This is a genomic window from Coleofasciculus sp. H7-2 (assembly GCF_042747725.1).
In the GTDB taxonomy this organism is placed as follows: Bacteria; Cyanobacteriota; Cyanobacteriia; order Cyanobacteriales; family FACHB-T130; genus FACHB-T130.
In genome coordinates this window covers 80437-96334 of record NZ_JBHZGO010000024.1, presented here as the reverse complement: position 1 = coordinate 96334, position 15898 = coordinate 80437, and the positions used below count along the sequence as shown (strand labels likewise).

14 protein-coding genes, 1 tRNA gene and 1 pseudogene are annotated in these 15898 nt (G+C 49.3%); 10 read left to right on the top strand and 6 right to left on the bottom strand.

Annotation, left to right across the window (positions count from 1 at the left end; genetic code table 11):
- Window positions 1-28 precede the first annotated feature (28 nt).
- Both ACFW2W_RS05385 and ACFW2W_RS05380 read right to left on the bottom strand, forming a co-directional pair.
- Window positions 29-580 carry a hypothetical protein gene (locus ACFW2W_RS05385; RefSeq protein ID WP_378174335.1) on the bottom strand — a complete coding sequence of 184 codons (552 nt, stop codon included), beginning with the start codon at window positions 578-580 and terminating at the stop codon, window positions 29-31.
- 449 nt (window positions 581-1029) lie between these two features.
- Window positions 1030-1701 (bottom strand): GNAT family N-acetyltransferase, encoded by a 672-nt coding sequence (locus tag ACFW2W_RS05380; protein WP_378174332.1) that lies wholly within the window; start codon window positions 1699-1701, stop codon window positions 1030-1032.
- 107 nt (window positions 1702-1808) lie between these two features.
- On the opposite strand from ACFW2W_RS05380, the gene ACFW2W_RS05375 reads away from it, so the two are divergent.
- The 8 genes from ACFW2W_RS05375 to ACFW2W_RS05340 all read left to right on the top strand — a co-directional run bounded on the left by ACFW2W_RS05375 (window position 1809) and on the right by ACFW2W_RS05340 (window position 9206).
- Complete coding sequence (locus ACFW2W_RS05375) at window positions 1809-2006, top strand: hypothetical protein (protein WP_378174329.1); 198 nt, start codon at window positions 1809-1811, stop codon at window positions 2004-2006.
- 123 nt (window positions 2007-2129) lie between these two features.
- The gene (locus tag ACFW2W_RS05370) at window positions 2130-2495 is read left to right on the top strand and encodes a hypothetical protein (protein WP_378174326.1); all 366 of its coding nucleotides are present in this window, start codon (window positions 2130-2132) and stop codon (window positions 2493-2495) included.
- A 70-nt stretch (window positions 2496-2565) separates the two neighbouring features.
- A complete protein-coding gene (locus ACFW2W_RS05365; protein ID WP_378174324.1) occupies window positions 2566-6336 on the top strand; it encodes a response regulator in 3771 nt (1256 codons plus the stop codon).
- Window positions 6326-7036: a molybdate ABC transporter permease subunit gene (gene modB / locus ACFW2W_RS05360; protein WP_378174321.1), complete on the top strand. Its 711-nt coding sequence runs from the start codon at window positions 6326-6328 to the stop codon at window positions 7034-7036. Before ACFW2W_RS05365 ends, modB begins: the two co-directional genes overlap by 11 nt.
- A 43-nt stretch (window positions 7037-7079) precedes the next feature.
- Entirely contained in the window at window positions 7080-8324 is a 1245-nt protein-coding gene (locus ACFW2W_RS05355; RefSeq protein ID WP_378174318.1) for a hypothetical protein, read from the top strand.
- Between the two features lie 81 nt (window positions 8325-8405).
- Window positions 8406-8476: transfer RNA gene (locus ACFW2W_RS05350), tRNA-Gly, on the top strand.
- On the top strand, window positions 8447-8569 hold the full coding sequence (locus tag ACFW2W_RS05345; protein ID WP_378174315.1) for a hypothetical protein: 123 nt from the start codon (window positions 8447-8449) through the stop codon (window positions 8567-8569). Before ACFW2W_RS05350 ends, ACFW2W_RS05345 begins: the two co-directional genes overlap by 30 nt.
- A 232-nt stretch (window positions 8570-8801) precedes the next feature.
- Window positions 8802-9206 carry an endonuclease domain-containing protein gene (locus ACFW2W_RS05340; RefSeq protein WP_378174313.1) on the top strand — a complete coding sequence of 135 codons (405 nt, stop codon included), beginning with the start codon at window positions 8802-8804 and terminating at the stop codon, window positions 9204-9206.
- Window positions 9207-9235: 29 nt separating this feature from the next.
- Here the strand turns inward: ACFW2W_RS05340 and ACFW2W_RS05335 are convergent, their stop codons facing one another.
- The gene (locus ACFW2W_RS05335) at window positions 9236-9427 is read right to left on the bottom strand and encodes a hypothetical protein (RefSeq protein ID WP_378174310.1); all 192 of its coding nucleotides are present in this window, start codon (window positions 9425-9427) and stop codon (window positions 9236-9238) included.
- A gap of 51 nt (window positions 9428-9478) precedes the next feature.
- Here ACFW2W_RS05335 and ACFW2W_RS05330 point away from each other — a divergent pair.
- Both ACFW2W_RS05330 and ACFW2W_RS05325 read left to right on the top strand, forming a co-directional pair.
- A pseudogene (locus tag ACFW2W_RS05330) lies at window positions 9479-12679 on the top strand (zinc-ribbon domain-containing protein); the annotation flags it as partial.
- Between the two features lie 319 nt (window positions 12680-12998).
- A complete protein-coding gene (locus ACFW2W_RS05325) occupies window positions 12999-13625 on the top strand; it encodes a methyltransferase domain-containing protein (protein ID WP_378174636.1) in 627 nt (208 codons plus the stop codon).
- A 188-nt stretch (window positions 13626-13813) separates the two neighbouring features.
- Here the strand turns inward: ACFW2W_RS05325 and ACFW2W_RS05320 are convergent, their stop codons facing one another.
- From ACFW2W_RS05320 to ACFW2W_RS05310, 3 genes are all read right to left on the bottom strand, one after another.
- Window positions 13814-14197 (bottom strand): low temperature-induced protein, encoded by a 384-nt coding sequence (locus tag ACFW2W_RS05320; protein WP_378174307.1) that lies wholly within the window; start codon window positions 14195-14197, stop codon window positions 13814-13816.
- Between the two features lie 178 nt (window positions 14198-14375).
- The gene (locus ACFW2W_RS05315; RefSeq protein WP_378174304.1) at window positions 14376-14666 is read right to left on the bottom strand and encodes a hypothetical protein; all 291 of its coding nucleotides are present in this window, start codon (window positions 14664-14666) and stop codon (window positions 14376-14378) included.
- A gap of 69 nt (window positions 14667-14735) precedes the next feature.
- Window positions 14736-15797, bottom strand: a complete 1062-nt coding sequence (locus tag ACFW2W_RS05310; RefSeq protein ID WP_378174633.1) for an ABC transporter permease — start codon at window positions 15795-15797, stop codon at window positions 14736-14738.
- Window positions 15798-15898: the final 101 nt, after the last annotated feature.

Here is a 15898-nt window from a genome sequence, read left to right as displayed (position 1 = left end):
TTTTTAATTTTTAATTTTTAATTTTTAATTAATCCCCCAGATCCCGTGCCCTGCGGATAGTCTCTGGCAATACCCCCACCAACAGCGCAAAAGCATCATCCGGGACTTGCGCCAGCGTCTCCGTGCCAAAGAACTGCTTAAACTGTTCGAGTATCTTCTGCGCTCGTTGCAGCGGCACCGGGTTATCCGTAATTTGTTTCGTGAGTCGAATCCACTGTCGCCGAATCAAATAAGCATTCTGCCGTTCCTGAGCGGATTCAGGAGTTACCAACGACAAATTGCCCACTGGCAACACCCATTTAGCATCCACATCAAACAATCCGCCCACAGCCGCTCCTGGCCCTGCAAACTCTGCATGGTAGTGTTTGTAGAGGATCAAGCCATTCCGGCGGCGACTATTCACGATTAACAGCTGTTTATCACGCAGCTGATTGAGGATATCAGACGATTCCTCGTCAGGGTTCGGGCTTTCGTTATTCATGCCATTAGAGCCTTGAGAGCGGGCGACACAGGTAGGGCTTTGATTGGCATCCGCTTTATATAGGGCAGTCTGGTAGCGCTGTTGGTTGTCGCTATCCATGTCAACTCTTACTGCTATATTTTTTCTTTGGGCATGCACCCGAACCGGAAGCACAGAGGCAAACCCAATTCTGTTAGTTCTGGATGGATTGCAAGCTTGAGATTCAGTTTGCCATCTATTATGTATGTAAACAATAATTACATTATCAAAACATTTGACATTAGTATAAGTCACCAAGCGGTAATTTCTTAATTTAATTTTATGGCATATTGCCCGAACGCAGGAAATACAACAGCCAGTAGCCCACAACCGCACTGTATTGGGTATTCTTCAATAATCTACCCCCAAAAGTGACCATTGTTTAAAGTTAATGTGAAGTTGCTATAAGCAAGAGTCACTCACTGATTTAAGGACTGATTGAATTGATTAAACGTGTTTTCTGGCTAGCAATTTCCAACGCAATCATCCTCAAATCTAAGGAATCCCAGCGAGGCGAGGGGACGGTTATTTTAGCTTCCAGGAGCCAAGTGTTTGTGCAAGAACAGCCGTCGAGGACGCCCCAGCAGCCAGTCACTCCAGCTGGGATCGCTTTGGTGCAGTCGATATCCCGCCTTCAGATAAAGCTGCCTTGCCTGATGATTGTTTTCTAAGACGTGCAGGTAGAGGTCGCAGAATCCCCATTCCAAAGCTGTTCGTTCGCAACACAGCAGTAACTGCTGCGCCACCCCCCGTCGCCGACACGACTGATGGACAGCCAAATTCGAGATGTAAGGATATTGAGAATTCCAGGGTTGCCAGGAACAGGGACGGAGTCCTATTTCGACCGTCCCCACCACGGAATCAGCGTTTGCTGCTTGGCGTTCTTGTGCTTTTGGGACCAGGGATGAAGTTTCCTCTCCACTCCCCTGATTGGTGCTACCAGTCGGATCGACAGCGACTAAACAGATGTAATTTGGAGGAATCAAGCGCAGCCGAGTCCGCAAATCTTCGTAAATTCCCAGTCGAAATAACGGATAGGCCAAAGCCCAAATTCCCGATCGAGGGTGAAAGCTATCTGCCAGGATCTCGGTGAGGCTGGTCAAATCATTTTGGTGGGCTGCCCGGATGATAAAGTCAGAGGCACCATTCGGTTGTGCGGCTCTTTCAGGTTGGCGGTGCAAGAGTGGAAAGCAGGGATTCACAGCCGAGCGTAAGTTGAATATCTAGCAGGTTTCATCCTAGATCATTTTGCACTGATTTTCGCAGGTTTAATATCCGGTACTGGAGCAAAATGAATTAACTGGGAAGATTGACAAGTCGCCGCGTCGGAGAGTTTCTAGGGCAAGTTAGCCTGGAAGAATGCCTACCCCTGGCAAAGCTTCTTTCCTTCCAGCAAGGATACTATTGTACAAGGAGTGCATCGACCTTTGGAGAATCGGCATCGGACAGTAGAGCCAGCATCGCTATCCTGTCCGGAGCAGCAGCGCTCGTCCAGGTATTTCTCTAACAGCCTGTTATCGATCAATTTCAAAGCAGGGGAATGGAAGCGCGATCGCAGCAGTTATAACTGAGATTCACGCCCAAACGTTAAAGTCAGTAATAAAGAGCGGGTATCTTAAATAAAAAGCAAGTGACAAGTGCATTTTCTCCCCAAAAAGTTATTGAGCGGGGCAGGGTCGTTGTCAGTCGTCTGACGACAAGCATCGCCTACACCCTACCCCTATCCCTCAGGAAGCTCTGTGGGGTACGAGGAAGGCTTCCTCACAGGGGCATCGGGGAGCAGGAGCCAGAACCGGGGTGTTTCTCTAAAATCGACACCAGAAAGTACAGCCGTACTGAAACTGAAAAATTAAGATTAATTGGGGTGCAACCAGGCAATTTCCACAGCTTCCGGATTCGGAAACAGTGGAATGCGGATAGTAGCTTGGATAGGGATCGCCCGTCTTTATCTCCCATCCGCTTTTCCATCTCAATCGCTGGAAGAATCTGTGCATGAAATGGAGACTGTTTTGCATTTGCATGGGCGTAGGCATGAGCTGCACCATACTACAGCAGGAGAGCGGGGCATGAAATCCCAAGCCACTAAAAAGCCCAAAATTCTGGTCGTCGATGACGAACCCGATAACCTCGACCTGCTTTATCGCACTTTTCATCGAGAATATAAGGTACTCAGGGCAGATAACGGTCCTGCGGCACTGGAGATTCTGGCGCATGAAGGGGATGTTGCCGTGATCATCTCGGATCAGCGGATGCCCCTGATGAGCGGCACGGAATTTCTCAGCCTCACCGCCACTCAGTACCCAGATATTATCCGGATCATTTTGACTGGTTACACCGATGTGGAAGATTTGGTGGAAGCCATCAACGCCGGGAAGGTCTTCAAGTACGTCACCAAACCCTGGGATGCTGCTGAGCTAAAAGCGCTGGTGCAGCAGGCAATGGATACCCACAATGTTTTGAAGGTTCGCACTGAGGAATTGTGCCGGACCCTGCGCCGCGAATCGCTGCTCAATACGGTCACGAATACCATTCGCAACGCCCAGTACCGGCGGGGCGGTTCGCCCCTTCAGCAAGTCCTCCAGACGATTGTGGAAACCGTGGGTCATATGCTGGAGGTGAGCGTGTGCATTTTGCGTCCCTTCCAGGAAGACGGGATGGCAGATGAAGGATTCATTTATCAGCGTCAAGAGGCAAAAGGCAAGCGGCAATCCTCAGGACTGATCATTTCGGAACTGAGTCCATCGTCAGGACAGAGAACGGCGGGACTGAGGGCGGAGGAAGAAGCCGGGAGTCAGGAGTCACTAGAATACACGACTCCGTCTTCAGTTTTGCTGCCTGAGTCTTCTTTGGGAGATAGCGAGACTGGGCAGCAAAATGAAGATCCCCACTCAGTCCTCAGTCTTCAGTCCTCAGTTCTCAGTCAGTTGGTGTGGGAAACGCACGATGTAGAAGTCATTAATGATGTTGAAACGGATGAGCAACTCCCAGGCGATACCCCTGTAATTAGGCAACGTCTAGAGGCAATGCGACAGGCGGATATTCACTCTAGCTTGGTGGTGCCGCTGTATTGCCAACTGGAATTGATGGCAGTTCTGGCGCTGCATCAGTGCGGACAGCCGCGCGTGTGGCAGGATGATGAGATTCAGCTGGTGGTGATGGTGGCGGATCAAGCTGCTCTGGCTCTTTCTCAGGCGCGGGCTTACGAACAGGTTTCCCGACTTGCACAAAGAGAGGCTCTTGTCAATACGATTACGACGGCAATCCGCTCCAGTCTTGACCCGCAGGACATCTTTGCGGCGATTACTCAACAGTTGGGACAAGCCTTGCAGGTGGATGGCTGTGCCCTGTCTCTGTGGCGAAAGGAGGATGAGTTTGTTCAGTGTGTGGGCTTGTATGACGGGACAGAAAGCCGGGTGCTGGATGCATCGGTGACCGAGGACTCGATTTTCGCAAGTACAAGCGGAGCATTTGTCGCCAAAATGGAATTAGACCCGCATTTCGGCAATAATGCTTCGCCCTTGCAAGCAAAGAATCCTCTATTGCCCCACTCGGTTGTCCCAATTGCCGGAAATCCGGTGTTGCAACAGCTGCTGAATACACAACACCCGGTGGCAGTCCACGATCTGGATCGGAACCCGGAAATGAACGGGTTCGATCTCCCGTTGCGGAGTCCGGCGCGGGCGCTGTTGGTGGTACCGTTACTGTCCGATGGTCAGATTATTGGTAGCATTACCTTGCGCCAAACGAACCGACCTCGCCGCTGGCACGCTTCGGAGGTGGAATTAGCGCAGGCGGTGGCAGCGCAGGCAGCGATCGCTGTGACTCAGTCTCGACTGTATCAAAAAACCAGGCAGCAGGCGGAGCGGTTACTAGAATTAGACCGACAGAAAACTGAGTTTTTCCAGAACGTTTCTCACGAATTTCGCACGCCGCTGACTCTGATGCTAGGGCCGCTAGAGTCAGCGGTGAATCAGCATCAAGATTTGCCTTACGATCAAGCGGCGATCGCCCTACGCAACTCCCGCCGCTTACTGCGACTGGTCAATCAACTGCTGGATATCCAACGACTCGACGCCGGTCGAATGCAAGCCAGTTTCCGTCCTTGTAACTTAGTAGAATTTATCGAAACAATTGTCGAAGCTTTTCGCCCCTACTGCGAGAAAAAAGGCTTGCAGCTGACGCTGGAAATGAAATCCTGTAAGCCGGTTTATTTAGATTTAGAAAGATTTGACAAGGTACTCTACAACCTTCTATCCAATGCCATGAAATTTACCGAAGCGGGAGGTACGATAGCCGTGCTGGTGCAACCCGCTGGAGATCACGTCCGAATCCAGGTTTCAGACACTGGCATTGGCATTCGCCCGGAACAAATCCCCCATCTGTTCGAGCGCTTCCGTCAAGCGGAAGGATCGGTCAACCGCTCCTATGAAGGCAGTGGCTTGGGTTTAGCGCTGGTGAAAGAACTGGTGGAACTCCACGGCGGTCAAATTTCTATCGAGTCGGTTTACCGAGAAGGCAGCACCTTTACCGTCTGGCTGCAAACTGGAACCGCACACCTACCGCTGGATCTGGTGTTGGAAGTGCCAACTGAAGCCCAATCGAATCGCGCTGCTGTGGAATTGGCAGATTTGGAGGTGGAAGAAGGAACTGGAGACTGGGAACTTTTGAGTCAGGATAAAGAAGCAGAATCTTCTCTAAATACACTGGCAACAGAGTCGCAGCCAGTATCCCCCGACCGCGTCAATTCCTCAGTCATTCACACCATCTTGGTGGTGGACGACAATCCGGATTTACGAGCTTATGTGTCTCGCATTTTGCTAAATGATGGCTATCAAGTCTGCATGGCTCGAAACGGCAATGAAGGATTCGCCGTCGCTAAGGAAAGGCGTCCCTCTCTGATCGTGACGGATTTGATGATGCCCTTGGTGTCCGGTTTGGATATGATTCGGATGCTCCGCGAAAACCCAGAACTCAAGGGAACGCCGATTATTTTGCTCACCGCCAAAGTAGACGAAGATACTCGCATTGAAGGCACCGAGAGGGGAGCGGATGCCTATCTCGCTAAGCCATTTAACGACCGGGAATTGTTAGCGTTAGTCCACAATTTGCTAGCGCTAAAGGAAAATGAGCGCCGGGTGGTGGAGCTGAATTCTTATCTGACAGAGTCGGTGCTGAAGCGCTTTTTACCGCCAATAATGGTGCAGAAGGCGGCAAAAGGCGAACTGAAGCTGGATTTGAGTCCGGAACCCAAGCTGGTTACGGTTTTATTTAGTGACATTGTGGGTTTTACCAGTTTGGCAAATACTTTGCGAGCGCGACGAGTGGCTGAGTTGCTCAATGAATACCTGGAAGCAATGACCAAAGCCGTGTTTGATAACGGTGGCACGGTGGACAAGTTTATGGGGGATGCGATTTTAGCACTGTTTGGTGCCCCAGAAGAGCTGACGCCCAACGAACAGGTAAGACGCGCGATCGCAGCGGCGCGGCAAATGCACGCCTCTTTGGATCAACTCAATCAGAAATGGTTGGAGGCAGGCATTGTCGGCACTAGCGATCGCGCACCCGTCCAGTTCCGCTGCGGCATTCACCAAGGAACTGCTGTGGTGGGAATGTTTGGAGGCAGCCAACGGTCAGATTACACCGCCATTGGCCCCAGCGTGAATATTGCCTCTCGCCTTCAAGAAGCAGCGGAACCTAATTGCATCCTGGTTTCTGCTGCCGTTGCCGATTACCTGGACGAGAAGGAAATGACTAAGTGCAGTCCACTCAAGCTCAAAGGCATCGATGAGACGGTTCTCACCTTTGCGGTCGAACCTAAAAAGAGTGATGAAGATTGAGTCCTCATTACTCGCCTCAGTCCTCAGTACTGAGTCCTCAACACTCTTCTTTGCTTTGCGCTTGTCGCTGTGGGTGGCGCTCATTTCCACCGTCTTCGTAGCGATCGCGGGGGGATTGTTGGGCTACCTGTTGGCACGTTACCGCTTTCCCGGTCGAAACTGGGTGGATGCTATCGTCACTCTGCCCCTAATTTTGCCGCCGACTGTCGTGGGATTCTATCTGCTGATTCTATTTGGACGCCAAGGCTTAATCGGACGCCCTCTCTACGAAGCTACTGGTTGGACGCCCATTTTTACCTGGCAAGGCGCAGTCTTAGCGGCAAGCATTATGGCGTTACCGCTAATGGTAAAAACCACAAAGGCAGCTTTAGAAAGTGTTGACCCAGTTTACTTGCAAGCCGCTGCTACATTGGGTCAATCTAATGGGCAAATACTCTGGCGCGTTTGGTTGCCTTTAGCCTGGAAAGGCATCCTCGCGGGAATTGTCCTCAGTTTTGCCCGCGCTTTAGGGGAATTTGGCGCAACTTTAATGATTGCGGGCAATATTCCCGGTGTCACGCAAACGATGCCAATGGCAATCTACGAAGCCGTTCAGTCGGGACGCGACAACATCGCCTTGATTTTGGTCGTTATTCTCAGTTCGCTGTCTCTGTTCATTCTTTTTCTGACAAATTTTTTGGAACGTGGCGGATTCAGGTGAGCGTCTATTGTTTCTAACAATAAGAATCCTTCAAGTTTTGAGAATGGTACTACCAAACCAGCGCAGCGACGATCCTGCTCAGATTCCTACTACTCGGCACTTACATCTTGTTAGTGCATCGGCTCCAGCTCCCTTAGAGAAGCTTGATGCGATCGCCTCCCAGAAGCGCAGAGATGCCCGTAGGTCTACATCGCCCACGCTGTGGAGTATTTACATCCTAATTTCTGTAATCGTCCATGTATTGGGGATGTGGATGTTGCAGCGGTTAATCATGCGCTCTGCTATCGTCGATCTAGGTACGGAACTCATTCCCATTGACCTGATTACCACCGTTCCCAATTCCGAAGATAGGTTGCAGCCACAAGCCGCCAGTTCTCCCCAACAAAGACCAGAGGGCGATCGCTCTGTTGATCCGCGTCTAGCGGCTCCTAGTCCGTCGGTAAATCGCAACTTTAACCCAGGTAGAAACCCAGTACAGCAGCCGATCCCCGCGCCGATTCACCAGGAAAATCCGCCGGTAAATTCTCAATCAAGGATTCAACGCTCTGTCAGAATCCGTTTAAATCCCTTCCCTCAAGCTGCAAACCCTTCTGCTAACCCGCCTTCTACCCCGCAAAGACAGCAGCCGAACTCCGATGTGGTTGCGACCAGACCAATCATCCCTACACCCGCTCCTCTCCCGCCATTTGTGCCCCAGCGAACCCCCCAAAGGGGTCGTCCTGGGACATCCTCCCAAGATACGGGAACCCCTGCACCGCCATCTCAACCGCAGCCATCATCGTCCCAACCCGTCGAACCCCCCCCAGCACCTGTCACCCCTCCGCCAGCTCCTCCCGTACAGGCAAGCCCAGCCCCAGCTCCCATTCCACCAGCACCGCCTGCTGGGGAGGCACAAAGCGCACCGTCACCTGCACCCGCAGCGCCCGCCGCCCAAGGTAGAGGTATTATGGCAACTTTGTTCAATGTCCGCTCTGGTAACGCTGGCGCTGATGAGCCGAACCAATTAGCCGTACCGCAGCAACAGCACAAACAAATTCCCGACCTTGATTATCCGCTGCTAACTGGGCAAGCTCCCGACCAGCCTATTGTCTTGCAAGTTTTATTGTTGATTGATAACACGGGCAAACCGTCAGTGCAGCGAGTGTTGCAAGGAAGCGGAAATTTTGACGATTCGCAGTTTGTCAATGAGCTAATTCAAGGCTGGAGATTTCAACCGGCTTATATGGGAGGTGGAGCCGTTGACAGCTTGCTGGAAGTCTCTATCCGCGTTTCTCCTCTCTCCCAGTGAAAATAATGCACGCCTCCCCTACTCAAGCTCTAAAAAATTGTGGTATACTAATCTAGTTATGGTTTGACCATACCTCAATTTGCGGGTGTAGTTTAGTGGTAAAACCTCAGCCTTCCAAGCTGATGATGCGAGTTCGATTCTCGCCACCCGCTTTTTGTTTTATACAGAAGAGTTTAGCGATCGCTGAGATTGCAAAGGCGCGTTCGCGTTTTGTTTTTGAAGCAGAATCAGGCGATCGCTCTTAGTCTATGGTGTTAAATTGGGAAGCGATCGCACTTTTCTCATCATCTTAGGTAAAGCGCGATCGCACTTCGTTTCTAATAGTCAGCCAGTAATTCTGCTGTGCGTCTAAATGATTTCTCAGGGATTGATGGGAATACTGGAAGATGGTGCGATAACCCTAATGGCTATGCTACCCACGACTAAATGTTGAACAATTCTTCTCCCCCCTTGTTAAGGGGGGTTGGGGGGATCTAAATGTCTAACACCAACGACTGGAATGATACAGATTTTCACTTACCCTACAACCGACAGCTAGTAGAGAAGGCGAAAGAACTACGAAAAAATATGACGCCAGCCGAGAAAAGGCTTTGGTATGGCTATCTAAGAACATTCAAGTTTCGGGTTTTGCGGCAAAGACCCATAGATAATTTTATTGTTGATTTTTTATGCGCTCAGTTGAGGTTAGTAATAGAGGTGGATGGAGAGAGTCATTTTACGGATGATGGCAAGGATTATGACTGGGAAAGAACACAAATTTTAGAAGGTTATGGGCTGAAGGTTTTGCGGTTTACTAATGATGAGGTGTTGAAGGATTGGGAGGGAGTTTGTAGGCGAATTGAAGAGGAGATCCCCCCAACCCCCCTTCAAAAGGGGGGCTAAGGTGAGGAAGTGCGATCGCACATATTCCATCAGCCATTATCAGAATTCTGTTCAGCGTCTCTAGTGAAATCCTCAATCTGATTGTGATCAAGATGCTCATCTGAGTGCTGCATCTCAGGAGAGCTTTCGTCATTAAGATTCAGTCCGCTTGCCCAAACACCACTTCCCCAAGGCTCATTCCATCGCTGTATATCCAAAGTGTTACCGTTATCAACTGCCATAATTTTTTCTCCTAAGTTAGAAATTCAGTACAATTGTACCATGCCAGAACTATGGTGCCTCTCCTGAAAGACCCGCTATCACTTACGCATCCCCAACTAGCCGCGCAGTGGCATCCAACGAATAATGACAACCTCAGTCCAGACCAAGTGACGGCAGGCTCCAATAAGAAAGCTTGGTGGATATGTCCCAATGGTTCTGGTCACGAATGGGAAGCTTCTATTGCGAACAGAGTCAAAGGTAATGGATGCCCCTGTTGTTCCGGCTACAAAGTATCAGTTACTAACTCTTTAGCAAATCTGTACCCTGAGTTAGCCGCGCAATGGCATTCCACAAAGAACGGAACACTGGCTCCAGACCAGGTAGTAGCAGGCTCAGGAAGGAAGGTTTGGTGGAAATGCCCCAACGGTTTTGATCATGAATGGGAAGCTTCTATTGAAAAGAGAGCTAAAGGGAAACAAGGATGTCCTTTTTGTGCTGGTCAAAGAGTATCCATCACTAACTCCCTAGCAAGTCTTTACCCTGAGATTGCCGAGGAGTGGCATCAGACAAAGAACGGGAAACTCACGCCAGAGCAGGTAGTAGCAGGTTCAACAAAGAAAGCTTGGTGGAAATGTCCCAAAAGTGCTGATCACGAATGGCAAGCTTCTATTAACCAACGAGTTAAAAGTAAGATACGCCCCTTTTGTCCCTTTTGTGGTGGGGTAAAACCGTCGGTCACTAACTCTCTAGCAAGTTTTTACCCTGAAGTTGCTAAGGAGTGGCACTCAAAAAAGAACGGTAACCTGACTTCAGAGGAAGTGACCGCAGGTTCAGAGAAGAAAGTTTGGTGGAAATGCTCCAACGGTTCCGATCATGAATGGCAAGCTTCTATTGAAAAGAGAGCTAAAGGAAAACAAGGATGTCCTTTTTGTGCAGGTCATAAAATCTCAGTCACCAACTCTCTAGCAAGTCTTTACCCTGAAGTTACTAAGGAGTGGCACCTGAAAAAGAACGGTGACTTAACTCCAGAGCAGGTGACCGCAGGTTCAAACCGAAAAGTTTGGTGGAAATGCCCTAACGGTTCTGATCATGAATGGGAAGCTTCTATTGTGGCAAGAACTAACGGTAATGGATGCCCCTTTTGTCGTGGTCTAAAAGTGTCCATCATGAACTCTCTAGCAAGTGTTTATCCTGAAATTGTTAAGGAGTGGCATCCAACGAAGAATAGTGGACGCACTCTGGACAAGATCGTAGCAGGCTCAGCGAAGAAAGTCTGGTGGAAATGCTCCAATGGCTCTGATCATGAATGGGAAGCTTCTATTGTGAACAGAGTGAGATTAAGGAGAGGATGCCCTTTTTGTGCTGGACACAAGACCTCAACTACCAACTCACTTGGAAGCCGTTACCCTGACATTGCTAAGGAGTGGCATCTGACGAAGAACGGTGGTCTTACTCCAGACCAAGTGACCGCAGGTTCAAACCAAAAAATTTGGTGGAAATGCACCAACAATCCTAATCACGAGTGGCAAGCTTCTATAAATAATAGAGTCAACGGGAGGGGTTGTCCTGCTTGCAATAAGGGGTGGACAGTGCAAGCCATCAGTGGATTTGTTGCCTCATTGATAAACCATCTTGAAACTTTCACTCCAGCCGAACTCTATCTACTCTTCCAGCAGAATGGATTGCTTCAAAGTACAGGCAGCGGAAGAAGCTTCGTGAAAGCTCTTATCACTGGACGCTTCCCAAAAGAAGAAATTGAAAAGTTCGTCAATAATGAGCCGTCAATCGTTGATAAATTCCTGCAAGATCAGCAGCTAACTCTCGAAGCACTTGAAACTAGCGGCAATAATGACATCTCTAATAAAGATGTAACCTCTGAGGTTAATCTTGACGACCAGATAGACGAGACTGTTGAGCCATCCGAAGAAGAGGACGACCTTAACCTTCCAGTTGTCCAAACACGGGAAGTCCTAGCATCCTTAGATCACTCCGTCGTATCCTCAGCAGATGAAGAAGCCGTCGAATTCCTTATCGCCTCCGCAAAAGCAAAGATTTGGAAGCACGTCTTTCGGCATGAAGCAGCAGCCGTAGCGCAGGCTCAAAACTACACAGGCGACAGCTACGCTGAAAAAGTTAAATCAGAATTTCTAGACGAATATCATCAAGCCAAGAATCTCCCCATCCCAACAGGCTACGCCTTCTGTATCAACGGCAAATTAGCAGAACCCAATCTCATGCAGCGACTCGCCGCCGTTCAGGTACGCGATAAGAAACGAGTCGGCAATTGGTCGGGAACTGGTGCAGGCAAAACCCTCTCCGCCGTCCTCGCCAGTCGCGTCATTAACGCCCATCTCACTCTTATCTGCTGCCCTAACAGCGTTGTTGATGGTTGGAAAAAAGCGATTCTCAACATTTTCCCTGATAGCGCGATCGCTACCAAAACCTTTACACCCGATTGGGAAAAAGCTTTCGCTGACGAGACTGGGTTAGGTGAGGCGCTGCATCCAAACGCTCACCGTTACATCATCCTGAACTATGAGATGTTCCAGCAGCCAGATTCCGCTGATTGGGTGCGCTCATTTGTGGAAGGCGAGTTAATCAACTTCATCGTTATTGATGAAATCCACTACACAAAACAACGCTATGTCGAGAATATATCGCGCCGCAAGCAACTGGTAAGCGCACTCATCACCGCCGCAAGCGATCGCAACCCAAACTTACACATCATTGGGATGTCCGCAACACCAGTAATTAATAATTTGCAAGAAGGGAAAAGTTTAGTTGAACTGGTAACAGGAGTCGCCCACGACGAACTCGACATCCGCCCAACCATCCCCAACTGCATGAAACTCCACCAGCGACTCGTGACACTGGGGATACGTTGGATGCCGGATTATAAACAACAACTCGGAGAACCCAAGGATCTGTCTATCCCAGTAGACTGTAGTGAATTCATCGACGAAATTCGCGCACTCGGTCACAATGGCACCCCACTCGCACTTGAGCAAATCCTCACCCGCGCCCGTTTATCCGTTATTCGAGAGCAACTCAAACCGAAAACCCTCATTTATACCCACTACGTTCAAGGAATTGACAAGCTACTCAGAGATGCACTCGCAGAAGATGGCTGGAACGTTGGCTTCTACACGGGCGAAGACAAATCCGGTTTAGAAGGATTCTTGAATGGCAACATCGATGTTCTCATCGGCTCAAGCGCGATCGCAACAGGCGTTGATGGTTTACAACAAGTATGCGATCGCTTAATCATCAACGTCCTCCCCTGGACTCACGCCGAATTCGAGCAACTCATCGGTCGCATCTACCGCCAAGGGCAACAAAACCCCGTAACCATAGTCATTCCCCTAACTTACGCCGATGTTAATGGTGAACATTGGTCTTGGTGCGGCTCGAAGATGCAGCGACTGCGGTTTAAAAAGTCCATCGCTGATGCTGCTGTTGACGGTGTAGTTCCAGAGGGATACTTGCGATCGCCTGCCCAAGCCTATCAAGATGCGATCGCTTGGCTAGAAAGCCTCGAAGCGGGCGTTGTCGAAGTTATCACCCGTCCGAAGATTGTAATTCCAATTCCAGATAACGACCCAGCAGACGTGCAGCGACGACTGCGGCGTTACGGCGACTTTTCCGCCCCGCCACTGGAACCAAACCCAAAGCGAAACTACTCACCAACGCCTACAGGAGAATCCAGAGGAGTGGTCGCGATATCATACTTTATACACCGAGTCAAGAAAAAATTGGGCGATCATCCCTTATCAAGAGATGATTCGCTGGTGCCAACAACGTAGCGGCTACACTATCGGGGACTTCGGTTGTGGTGAGGCAAAACTGGCTGAGGCGGTTTCAGATCGCCATACAGTTTACAGCTTTGACCATGTTGCGGTGAATACGGACGTTATCGCCTGCGACATCGCTCACGTTCCCCTTGACGATGAAAGGCTGGATGTAGCGATTTTCTGCCTGTCACTCATGGGAGCGAATTTCACCGATTACCTGCGGGAGGCGAACCGCACTCTGAAACTGGATGGTCAGCTTCATATTATCGAGGCAACTTCAACATTTAGCGATCGCGCTCAATTCCAAACTGACCTAGAGGCTTTAGGATTCGTTGTTGTCAGCGTTCAGGATGTATGGAAATTTACCCATATCCGCGCTTTAAAGACTGAACGTAGACCCCAAACCACAGTAAAACTCCAGTTCTAGGGCATTTATTGCCGCCACACGCTCCAACGAGTCAGCAGTTCAGCATCGCCAGCCAAAAAAACAAGGCAGGCAGGAGCCTGCCCTATATAACATCAAGAACAACCCCAGCGGAGTTGCCCTGATGATGAGACCCTGCATCCGCACTCAGCAGATACTAGGGCACTCAGTCTTGAGCAAATACCGTCTCCTTAGTCTTTGCCAGAAATGCCTTCCAGAGCCTTCTGAACTTTTTGTTCAACTGACTCCACACCTTGCGAGTTTTCGTTGGTACTCATCTTGTCAGCATCAGCGGCTCCTTGAATTTCATTCAGACCCTGGCTTGCTTCCTTCTGAGTTTCCTTAAGCGAATAGGGGTCTTTCAGAACCGCCTTTTGTGATTTCTCCTCAATCTTCGTCAGATTGGCTTCTCCGTCTCCGGGGCGACTGTTGGTGCCGCTATATCCTGCGGGGGTTTTTGTGCTGCTGTAGGCTGGGGTTGCATAGCTAAACATTAGTAAAGCGCAAAAACAAGCAGCGATCGCCATACGTACTGGACGTACCCAGGCAGACAGGTTGAAGCGGATCGATTTCATACAGTACCTCTCTCCTAATTTGTCGAAATTAGCACTATTAAGTTTCTTGACCAGTTCAGACCAAACAACTGCCTGAACGACCTCTCTTATTTGCTCAAATTTTGGAGCTTCTGACATCTATACCTAGGTATACTTGCAATAAATCTTTAGAAAAGGCAACAGAAGTCAATAATTTGGCTTAACTCGGCGATAAAAACTGAATTTTGGGTAATAGTGGGTCTTCAACCATACCAATTCCCTTAAATCCCCACCGTTGCAGCAACCCTTTTACCTGGCTTCCAGAGATTGACTCGACAGCGAAGCGATCGCTGACATCTGGGGCATGGGCATTGAGATAGCTTAGCGCATCAAAATGTTCGCCAAACATCAACAAGTAGCCACTAGTTGATGAAGAACTTCTATCGGGTTGAGCTAAAAGATATTGACCATCAGCTCTCGAACGGATGAGGTAATAAACTTGGGAAAACATAGTAAATGCAAAGCTAGTAGGCTAATCGGTAATTGGTAATTGGGCGGGAAGAAACCATTAGCCATTTCCTCATTTAAGATTTTCCAGCTTAATTCTCGGATCGGCTACCTTAAGCAATAAATCGGCGAAAAGATTGCCGACGATCAGCATAACTGCCCCCATAATCAAACTTGCCATTACTAAGTAGATGTCTTGGATAGTGACTGCCTGTAAAATTAACCGCCCTAATCCAGGCCAATTGAAGAAAAATTCGGCAATAAATGCCCCACTTAACAAGCTAGCAAACTCAAATCCTAAGAGCGTTATTAGGGGATTAATCGCATTGCGGAGGGCGTGAACATAAATCACCCGGTCTTCTGGGAGTCCCTTAGCACGAGCTGTCTGGATGTAGTCTTGGCGGAGAACATCCAGTAATTCTCCTCTGGTAATTCGCTGCAAACCTGCAAAACTGGTGACACTCAGCGCCAGGGTGGGCAAAATCATGTGCCAACCGATATCCAAAATTTTGCCCAACCAGGATAAATCGGCGTGATTGATGCTGGTTCTGCCACCGACTGGAAATAGGGGTGAAGTGTACTGTGCGAAAATTAGCAGCACTAGAGCCGTGATGAAGCTGGGAAATCCCTGTCCGGCGTAGCTCAACACTTGCAAGAGGCGATCGCTAGCGCGATTTTGGTTAACCGCACCGACGATCCCCAGTGGAATTGCGATCGCCCACGTCAGAATCACCGAAGCGATCGCTAGCTCCAATGTCGCTTGAATCCGCTCCCACAACAGCGATGATACCGAACGCTGATAGACAAAACTCGTACCAAAATTGCCATAGCGCAAAATCTGCCACAGCCACCGTCGGTACTGTTCAACCGCCGGTTTATCCAAACCAAACTGTTGTCTGAGTTCCTCAATCCGTTCCGGGGAAATTTTGGGATTCTGCCTCAAAGTATCTAAATAATCTCCCGGAGCCATCTGACTAATTGCAAAACTCAGCGTCGAGGCTAGAAACAAAGTCAAAATTGCCTGTAATAGCCGCTTCGCCACGTAGAGAAAAGTTTCACTCGTAACCAGCCTTTTGAGCAAATTCCAACTAGCCGTCAACCCATTCTGACCTGAAGAATTTCTAGTAGAAGTCATGAAATACAGAATCCCATATCGCCAAATTTTTTGTAAGTTGCTAATCGCTAATTGTTTAATAGCTGGTTTTCCATTAGCCATTAGCCATTAGCCATTAGCAT

Bases quoted from the DNA above. Each gene is read 5' to 3' on its own strand.
- ACFW2W_RS05385 (WP_378174335.1), bottom strand. From the start codon at position 580: ATGGATAGCGACAACCAACAGCGCTACCAGACTGCCCTATATAAAGCG.
- ACFW2W_RS05365 (WP_378174324.1), top strand. From the start codon at position 2,566: ATGAAATCCCAAGCCACTAAAAAGCCCAAAATTCTGGTCGTCGATGAC.
- modB (WP_378174321.1), top strand. From the start codon at position 6,326: ATGAAGATTGAGTCCTCATTACTCGCCTCAGTCCTCAGTACTGAGTCC.
- ACFW2W_RS05355 (WP_378174318.1), top strand. From the start codon at position 7,080: ATGGTACTACCAAACCAGCGCAGCGACGATCCTGCTCAGATTCCTACT.
- ACFW2W_RS05345 (WP_378174315.1), top strand. From the start codon at position 8,447: ATGATGCGAGTTCGATTCTCGCCACCCGCTTTTTGTTTTATACAGAAG.
- ACFW2W_RS05340 (WP_378174313.1), top strand. From the start codon at position 8,802: ATGTCTAACACCAACGACTGGAATGATACAGATTTTCACTTACCCTAC.
- ACFW2W_RS05335 (WP_378174310.1), bottom strand. From the start codon at position 9,427: ATGGCAGTTGATAACGGTAACACTTTGGATATACAGCGATGGAATGAG.
- ACFW2W_RS05320 (WP_378174307.1), bottom strand. From the start codon at position 14,197: ATGAAATCGATCCGCTTCAACCTGTCTGCCTGGGTACGTCCAGTACGT.
- ACFW2W_RS05315 (WP_378174304.1), bottom strand. From the start codon at position 14,666: ATGTTTTCCCAAGTTTATTACCTCATCCGTTCGAGAGCTGATGGTCAA.
- ACFW2W_RS05310 (WP_378174633.1), bottom strand. From the start codon at position 15,797: ATGACTTCTACTAGAAATTCTTCAGGTCAGAATGGGTTGACGGCTAGT.